Origin of the sequence: Mesorhizobium sp. M7A.F.Ca.US.014.04.1.1 (assembly GCF_003998745.1) — a bacterium.
Taxonomy (GTDB): Bacteria; Pseudomonadota; Alphaproteobacteria; order Rhizobiales; family Rhizobiaceae; genus Mesorhizobium; species Mesorhizobium ciceri.
This window is the reverse complement of sequence record NZ_RZRW01000311.1, coordinates 1-6,986: the sequence shown is the minus strand read 5'-3', so window position 1 is coordinate 6,986 and position 6,986 is coordinate 1. Positions and strand designations below refer to the sequence as shown.

Annotated in this window: 10 protein-coding genes and 1 pseudogene; all 11 read right to left on the bottom strand. The window is 63.7% G+C overall.

Features of this window, described 5'->3' with window-relative positions:
• Nucleotides 1-509: MFS transporter (locus EOA22_RS20200; protein WP_127390166.1), on the bottom strand; the 509-nt coding region annotated here is incomplete at its 3' end.
• Nucleotides 506-1,006, bottom strand: coding sequence for a transcription antitermination factor NusB (gene nusB / locus EOA22_RS20195; RefSeq protein WP_013532244.1), 501 nt, complete (start codon nucleotides 1,004-1,006; stop codon nucleotides 506-508). The genes nusB and EOA22_RS20200, both read right to left, overlap by 4 nt.
• Nucleotides 1,003-1,497: a 6,7-dimethyl-8-ribityllumazine synthase gene (gene ribH, locus EOA22_RS20190; RefSeq protein ID WP_063167766.1), complete on the bottom strand. Its 495-nt coding sequence runs from the start codon at nucleotides 1,495-1,497 to the stop codon at nucleotides 1,003-1,005. Before ribH ends, nusB begins: the two co-directional genes overlap by 4 nt.
• Before the next feature lie 81 nt (nucleotides 1,498-1,578).
• Nucleotides 1,579-1,854 carry a type II toxin-antitoxin system RelE/ParE family toxin gene (locus EOA22_RS20185; protein WP_013532246.1) on the bottom strand — a complete coding sequence of 92 codons (276 nt, stop codon included), beginning with the start codon at nucleotides 1,852-1,854 and terminating at the stop codon, nucleotides 1,579-1,581.
• Entirely contained in the window at nucleotides 1,854-2,114 is a 261-nt protein-coding gene (locus tag EOA22_RS20180) for a ribbon-helix-helix domain-containing protein (RefSeq protein WP_013532247.1), read from the bottom strand. Before EOA22_RS20180 ends, EOA22_RS20185 begins: the two co-directional genes overlap by 1 nt.
• A gap of 63 nt (nucleotides 2,115-2,177) precedes the next feature.
• Complete coding sequence (locus EOA22_RS20175; protein ID WP_063167765.1) at nucleotides 2,178-2,795, bottom strand: riboflavin synthase; 618 nt, start codon at nucleotides 2,793-2,795, stop codon at nucleotides 2,178-2,180.
• A 12-nt stretch (nucleotides 2,796-2,807) separates the two neighbouring features.
• The gene (gene ribD / locus EOA22_RS20170; RefSeq protein WP_063167764.1) at nucleotides 2,808-3,923 is read right to left on the bottom strand and encodes a bifunctional diaminohydroxyphosphoribosylaminopyrimidine deaminase/5-amino-6-(5-phosphoribosylamino)uracil reductase RibD; all 1,116 of its coding nucleotides are present in this window, start codon (nucleotides 3,921-3,923) and stop codon (nucleotides 2,808-2,810) included.
• Nucleotides 3,924-3,925: 2 nt separating this feature from the next.
• The gene (nrdR, locus tag EOA22_RS20165) at nucleotides 3,926-4,405 is read right to left on the bottom strand and encodes a transcriptional regulator NrdR (protein ID WP_013532250.1); all 480 of its coding nucleotides are present in this window, start codon (nucleotides 4,403-4,405) and stop codon (nucleotides 3,926-3,928) included.
• A gap of 157 nt (nucleotides 4,406-4,562) precedes the next feature.
• On the bottom strand, nucleotides 4,563-5,228 hold the full coding sequence (locus EOA22_RS20160) for a hypothetical protein (RefSeq protein WP_024504683.1): 666 nt from the start codon (nucleotides 5,226-5,228) through the stop codon (nucleotides 4,563-4,565).
• A gap of 76 nt (nucleotides 5,229-5,304) precedes the next feature.
• Nucleotides 5,305-6,618, bottom strand: a complete 1,314-nt coding sequence (glyA, locus tag EOA22_RS20155) for a serine hydroxymethyltransferase (protein ID WP_013532252.1) — start codon at nucleotides 6,616-6,618, stop codon at nucleotides 5,305-5,307.
• 173 nt (nucleotides 6,619-6,791) lie between these two features.
• Nucleotides 6,792-6,986 (bottom strand): annotated as a pseudogene (locus EOA22_RS20150) (Na+/H+ antiporter); the annotation flags it as partial.

Here is a 6,986-nt window from a genome sequence, read left to right as displayed (position 1 = left end):
GGCGCCAACAATTCGCGGGTGAAGATAACAATCTGCGGCCCGAGGATGGCGGTGACGATACCACCGGCCAGCACGAAGGAGATGGCGCGCGCCTTGAATTCCGGCGGTGCGTTGTCAGCGGCGGCGAAGCGGAACTGCTGGACGAAGGCGCCGCCGACACCGATCGTGAGCAAGCCAAAGGCAAACAGCCAGAAGCTCCCTTGAAAAAGCGCAAGCGTGGCGATCAGGCCGCCAAGCGCCGTGACGATCGTTCCGGTCATGAAGCCGCCGCGCTGGCCCATTCTGCGGATGATGGCCGCTGCGGGCAGCGCGCCGAGCGCCACGCCGATGTTGAAGCCGGTGATCGGCGCTGTCGCCAATGATTTGTCGGGGCCAAGCAGATATTGCCCGGCCAGCGCGCCCACGGAGATGGCGATGGGGGCCGCCGAGCCGATGATCGCCTGCGATGCGGCCAGGATCAGCGCCGTGCGGCGCGCCTCGCTGCCTGCCTCGACGGCGATTGCCGTCATGATGCGTCCTTGCCGCGCCCCTCGCCACGCACCCGGCGTGACACACGGTCGAGCACGGCATTGACCAGCTTCGGCTCGTCTTCCTCGTAGAAGGCCTTGGCGATGTCGACATATTCGGAGACTATGACGGCGACCGGGACATCCTCGCGCTTCATCAGTTCGTAGACACCGGCGCGCAGGATGGCGCGCAGCGTCGAATCGAGCCGCGACAGCGGCCAGTCCTCGGTCAGCGCCTGGCGGATGATCGGATCGATGGTCTTCTGGTTCTCGACGACACCCGCCAGGATAGCGCGAAACCATTGCGCATCGGCCTCGCGATAGAGCGCGCCGTCGACTTCCTTGCCAAGGCGAAACGCCTCGTACTCGGCGGTGATCTCGAAGACACCGCTGCCGGCGACATCCATCTGATAGAGCGCCTGCACGGCGGCCAGACGGGCAGCGCCGCGCTTGTTGGCGTGGCGCATCGCGGGCTGCCCGGGCGAAGCGGGTTCGCTCACGATCGCGCTCCCAATTGTTCCTTGAGGGCAATCATGGTCAGCGCCGCACGCGCGGCAAAGCCGCCCTTGTCGCCTTCCGAGCGCTTGGCGCGAGTCCAGGCCTGGGCGTCATTCTCGGTGGTGAGGATGCCGTTGCCGATGCAGACCGAGTCCTGCACGCTCAAATCCATGAGCGCGCGGCTGGATTCATTGGCGACAATGTCGAAATGATAGGTGTCGCCGCGGATGACGGTGCCGAGCGCGACAAAGCCATCATAATGTGTGCCGCCTTCCGTCGCGCCGTCCAGTGCAAAGGTGATCACCGCGGGGATCTCCAGCGAACCTGGAACGGTGACGACGTCATAAGTCGCGCCCGCCTCATCGAGCGCGCTTGTCGCGCCATCGAGCAGCGCGTCGGCAAGGTCGTCGTGAAAGCGCGCTTCGACAATGAGCAGATGCGCCTTCGCCTTCGGACGAATGAAGGCTTTGCCGTGTTGGGATGTACCAGCCATAAAAGTCTCCGGGGAGTTGCCGGTGACTTAGGCCGAAGCCGGGTTCATCGCAAGCGGAAGATTGCTGGATGGACTCCTGTCCTATCGATCCTCTCGCGTATGCCACAGGCGCAACACAGAAATTGTCGTGTTCTGTATCTCGTAACGAATTTCGTAGCTGCCTACCAAAATGCGACGCACTTCTCGTGGTTCGAACTCTTCCAGTCTCTCACCGATGCGCGGATATTCGACCAACCGTGCCGGCGCGGCAGTAAGCGACTGCACGGCACGTGCGGCCGCCGGGCCATTTGCTAGCACGAGAAAATCATGTAGCCGGACCAAGTCGGACAAAGCCTTGTTGGTCCATTTCAACTCCATCAACGAGGCACCGGCAGTGGCTTGTCGGTACCAAGACTCTCAGCCCACGCCTGCACGGCCTGGTGATCGATGACCCGTCCTGCGTCGACATCGGCCATTGCTTCAAGCGTGAGCCGTCGGCGCTCCTCCTCCAAATCCACCCACGCGGAAAGAGCTTGTTTGACGATCCAGCCGCGTGGGCGCTCAAGGCGGGCAGCCAGTTGATCTACCTTTTCAGCCAGCGGCAGCGGAACGTGAGCGGTGATTACTTTTGTATCCATCAGAGCCTCACAATCAGATTTAATCATAGCGATTAAAACTGATTAAGTCGAGTGCAGCAGCACTTAAAGCCCCTCTTTCGTCGCCTCGACCAGCCGCGCCGCATAACGCGCCATGGTGTCGATCTCGAGATTAACGCGGTCACCGACCTTGCGCTCACCCCAGGTGGTCACGGTCAGCGAATGGTGGATCAAAAGCACGTCGAAGCGCGCGCCTTCGACCTTGTTGACGGTGAGCGAGGTGCCGTCGAGCGCGACCGATCCCTTGGGCGCAATGAACTTCGCCAGGTCGCGCGGCGCCTCCAGCGTGAAGCGCACGGCATCGCCCTCATCCTTGCGCTCGATGATCTCGGCCATGCCGTCGACATGGCCCGAAACGATGTGGCCGCCGAGTTCGTCGCCGATCTTCAGCGCCCGCTCCAGGTTGACCTTGGTGCCGGATTTCCAGCCCGAGGCCGTGGTCAGCCGCAAGGCTTCCTCCCATGCTTCAACCTCGAACCAGCGTGCATTCGAGGCGCTGTCGGGCAAGGCCGTGACTGTCAGGCAGACGCCGCCGCAGGAGATCGAGGCGCCGATGGCGATGGTCTGCGGGTCATAGGCTGTGTCGATGCGCAGCCCCGCCCCTTCCCTGAGCGGCTTGACGGACGCGACAGTGCCGACATCGGTGACAATTCCGGTAAACATCGGTGTTGATCCCTAGAGGTCTCTTGTCCACTCGGCGTAGCTGTCTTCGCCGAAACGCATGTCGCGCAATTTGCGAAATCCTGCCGGGATATGGTCGGCGTCGATCGGCGATGCAATGCCGTCGTCGCCGATTGCATCCGGTCCCTGGAACAGCACGATGCGGTCGACCAGCCCGTCGGCCAGGAAAGCGCTCGCCACCCTGGCGCCGCCCTCGACCAGCACGCTGGCCATGCCGAGCGCGGCCAGATCCTCGAGTAGTTCCGGCAAGGCTACGCCGCCCTCGTGCGTCTCGGTGCCGATGAAGCGCACGCCGGCGCGTTCGAGTGCTGCCCGCCGCAGCGGATCGGCCTCCAGGCAAGCGGCGATATAGAGCGGTACCCGGTCGACGCCCGAAACCAGCTTCGAGGCCTCCGGCAACCTGAGCTGGCGGTCGAGCACGATGCGGGCAGGCGAACGGTTCTCAAGCCCCGGCAAACGCACCGTCAGGGCCGGATCATCCTCAAGGGCGGTGCCGATACCAACCAGTATGGCGTCCGCCTCAGCCCGCATCAGATACACTTCTCGGCGCGCGATATCGCCGGTGATCGACACCTGCCCGTCACCTTCCCTGCCGATCTTGCCGTCGCTGGAAAGCGCAAGCTTGAGAATCACTTCCGGGCGTTTTCTCAACGATCGAATCAAATAGCCGGCCATCTGCTCGGCAGCTTCCGCCGCCAGCACCTTCTCGACCACCTCGACACCGGCCGCGCGCAGGATCGCATAACCCTTGCCGGACACGCGCGAATCGGGATCGCTGGCGGCACCGACGACCCGCGCAACGCCGGCATTGACCAGCGCATTGGCGCAAGGCGGCGTGCGGCCGTGGTGGGCGCAAGGTTCCAGCGTGACGTAGGCGGTGGCGCCGCGCGCGAGGTCGCCGGCCTCGGCCAAGGCCTCGGTCTCGGCATGCGGACGGCCGCCGACAGCGGTGACGCCGGTGCCGACGATCATCGGACCATTGCCGTCATCGCGTACGATCAGCGTACCGACAGACGGGTTGGTCGCGGTGCGCCCGGCATTTTTTCGCGACAGTCTGAGTGCCGCCGCCATGAAGCGGCGATCAAGGGCGGCCTGTTCGCTTGCAGTCATGCTCAGCTGGCTTCCTCTTCACCCTTGACTTCGTCGCCCTTGAGCTCGCCCAGCAATTCATGGAAATCCTTGGCCTCGCGAAAATTGCGGTAGACCGAGGCGAAACGGACATAGGCGACATCGTCGAGCGACTTCAGCGCTTCCATGACCAGGCGACCGACTTCTCCCGAAGCAACCTCCGTCTCGCCGGAACTTTCGAGCTGGCGCACGATGCCTGTCACCGCGCGGTCGATGCGTTCGGGATCGACATTGCGCTTGCGCACGGCGATCTCCACCGAGCGCAACAGCTTGTCGCGGTCGAAGGGCACTTTGCGGCCCGATTTCTTGACCACGACGAGGTCGCGCAACTGCACGCGTTCGAAGGTGGTGAAACGGCCGCCGCAATCGGGGCAGACGCGCCGCCTGCGGATCGCCGCGCCATCCTCGGCGGGGCGAGAATCCTTCACCTGCGTATCTTCCGACTGGCAATAGGGACAGCGCATGGAGAAGCCTTTGGTTGGCGAATCTGGTGAAGCGAAAGGCTTAGAGGTTTTTGCAGCGATGGCAAAGTGTCGCCAACAGCTCCCTCGCCCTTCAGAGATAGCGAGGCGCAAGCAGGATTGCCAGCCTCGCCAGCAGCCGCACAGCGTACCGATGTCTTCAGGGAGCAACGTCGGCGGTCGGAAACCCGCACGATGCGCCGAGACTACGATAGGCCTTGGTGAAGCCGTCCATGGATATGCTTCCAACCGGCGCATCGCCGAAGGAGACGTCAAGCACCGATGCCCGGCGCATGGCGCGCAGGAGCGCCAGGCTGGTCTTGGACTGGTTGTCGACGGTCCAACTGAGCCGGCCGTTGACGGCGCCATCGGAATGGAGCTTGGCAGTGACGCGGCCCTTGTCGTCGCCGAAAGTGGCGGCAACCGACTTGCCGGCCGGCAAGGCCTTGTTGTCGACGGCGATCGTTACGGACGGGTAGGCATCCGGCGGCAGTGCATCGCCGTTCGTGATGATGAGCGTCAGAACGCCGCTCTCGCCGCCAGCGCCGATAAAGGCGGTCGAGGCCGCGCAGGTCTTGCGCAGATCCTCACCGGTGTCGACCTCGTCGACCAGGGTCGACCATCTGCCAAAGGTTTCGAGCTTGGGTGCCGTCTGGGCGGGCGCCGCGGGCTCGGGCTGAGGTGCGGGTTGCGCAGGAGCGGGTTGCGCGGGCGCGGCTTGAGCAGGGGCGGTTTGCGCCAAGGCGTTGCCGGGGAAAGGCCCGGCGATCAAAGCAGCCAGAGCGCCAACGGCGCCAAGGTCGGCGAAACGAAATGGTCGCATCATCAAGGCTCCTGTCGGTCGCCCCGGCCTGCTGAAACGACGCTTGTCGTTGCAGCAGGCCGCAAAACTTCCTATCGCGTCAGCCGAGATAGGGATAGAGCGGGAAGCGATCGGTCAGCGCCACGACCTTGGCCTTGACCGCTGCTTCGACGGCGGCATTGCCCTCGTCGGAATTGGCGACCTTGAGACCATCCAGCACTTCGGCGATCAGCTTGCCGATCTCCCGGAATTCGGCCTGGCCGAAGCCGCGCGTGGTGCCGGCCGGGGTGCCGAGACGCACGCCCGAGGTGACAAAAGGCTTTTCCGGGTCGAACGGAATACCGTTCTTGTTGCACGTGATGTTGGCGCGGCCCAGCGCCGCCTCGGCGCGCTTGCCGGTGGCGTTCTTCGGACGCAAATCGACCAGCATCAGATGGTTGTCTGTGCCGCCGGAGACGATGTCGAGACCGGTTTCCTTGAGGCTGGAGGCGAGCGCCTTGGCGTTGGCGGCAACGCTCTCGGCATAGACCTTGAAGCTTGGCTTCAGCGCTTCGCCGAAGGCAACCGCCTTGGCGGCGATGACATGCATAAGCGGGCCGCCCTGCAGGCCGGGGAACACCGCCGAATTCATCTTCTTGGCGATGTCCTCGTCATTGCACAGGATCATGCCGCCGCGCGGGCCGCGCAGCGACTTGTGCGTCGTGGTCGTCACGACATGGGCATGCGGCAGCGGCGACGGATGCACGCCGCCGGCGACCAGCCCGGCGATGTGCGCCATGTCGACCATCAGATAGGCGCCGACCGCGTCGGCGATCTCGCGAAAACGCTTCCAGTCCCAGACGCGGGAATAGGCGGTGCCGCCGGCCAGGATCAGCTTCGGCTTGGTTTCATGCGCGGTCTTCTCGATGGCATCCATGTCGAGCAGATGGTCGTCCTGGCGCACGCCATAGGAGACGACCTTGAACCATTTACCGCTCATGTTGACCGGCGAACCGTGGGTCAGATGGCCGCCGGAATTGAGGTCGAGGCCCATGAACGTGTCGCCCGGCTGCAAGAGCGCCAGGAAGACGGCCTGGTTCATCTGGCTGCCGGAATTCGGCTGGACATTGGCGAAGTTGCAGCCGAACAGCTTCTTGGCGCGCTCGATGGCCAGTTCCTCGGCCACGTCGACAAACTGGCAGCCGCCGTAGTAGCGCTTGCCCGGATAGCCCTCGGCATATTTGTTGGTCATGATCGAGCCCTGCGCCTCAAGCACCGCGCGGGAAACAATGTTTTCCGAGGCGATCAGCTCGATCTCGTGGCGCTGGCGGCCGAGTTCGTTGCGGATGGCGCCGAAAATCTCCGGATCGGCGTCGGCCAGCGTGGTTTCGAAGAAGGATTCGAATTTGTTCGACACTGCCGCTGCTGTTGCCATAGCCTGAAATCCTCGGGGTTCGGGGGCAATTTTGTTTATGCATGTCGTTGCCCAAACCGCTGTCCACTTTTGGGCAACCTGCACGCGGCGCCATTAACACAGTTGTTTTCGCCCCGCCACGTTTGCCACGCGAAATTTGCTGGCCGGATTGCGCCAGCCAGGCCCGCGCGTCGTTATTTCCTCGCCTTCCGGCCCCTCAGCAATGCCTCGGTGAGCGTGATCTCGGTAAACAGCGCCTGCGACGTATGGTCGTTGATCTCGCCGCTGCGAAACATGGCGCGCACGGCTTCGCGCTCGGCTTCGATGCCCGCAAATCTCAATTCGAGCTCCAGCCTTCCGGCTTCACGCGCCTCGGCGCGGGCCTCATC

Coding starts and splice junctions, on each gene's coding strand:
- EOA22_RS20160 (WP_024504683.1), bottom strand. CDS start 5,228: ATGATGCGACCATTTCGTTTCGCCGACCTTGGCGCCGTTGGCGCTCTG.
- nrdR (WP_013532250.1), bottom strand. CDS start 4,405: ATGCGCTGTCCCTATTGCCAGTCGGAAGATACGCAGGTGAAGGATTCT.
- EOA22_RS20175 (WP_063167765.1), bottom strand. CDS start 2,795: ATGTTTACCGGAATTGTCACCGATGTCGGCACTGTCGCGTCCGTCAAG.
- EOA22_RS20185 (WP_013532246.1), bottom strand. CDS start 1,854: ATGGAGTTGAAATGGACCAACAAGGCTTTGTCCGACTTGGTCCGGCTA.
- EOA22_RS20180 (WP_013532247.1), bottom strand. CDS start 2,114: ATGGATACAAAAGTAATCACCGCTCACGTTCCGCTGCCGCTGGCTGAA.
- ribD (WP_063167764.1), bottom strand. CDS start 3,923: ATGACTGCAAGCGAACAGGCCGCCCTTGATCGCCGCTTCATGGCGGCG.
- ribH (WP_063167766.1), bottom strand. CDS start 1,497: ATGGCTGGTACATCCCAACACGGCAAAGCCTTCATTCGTCCGAAGGCG.
- glyA (WP_013532252.1), bottom strand. CDS start 6,618: ATGGCAACAGCAGCGGCAGTGTCGAACAAATTCGAATCCTTCTTCGAA.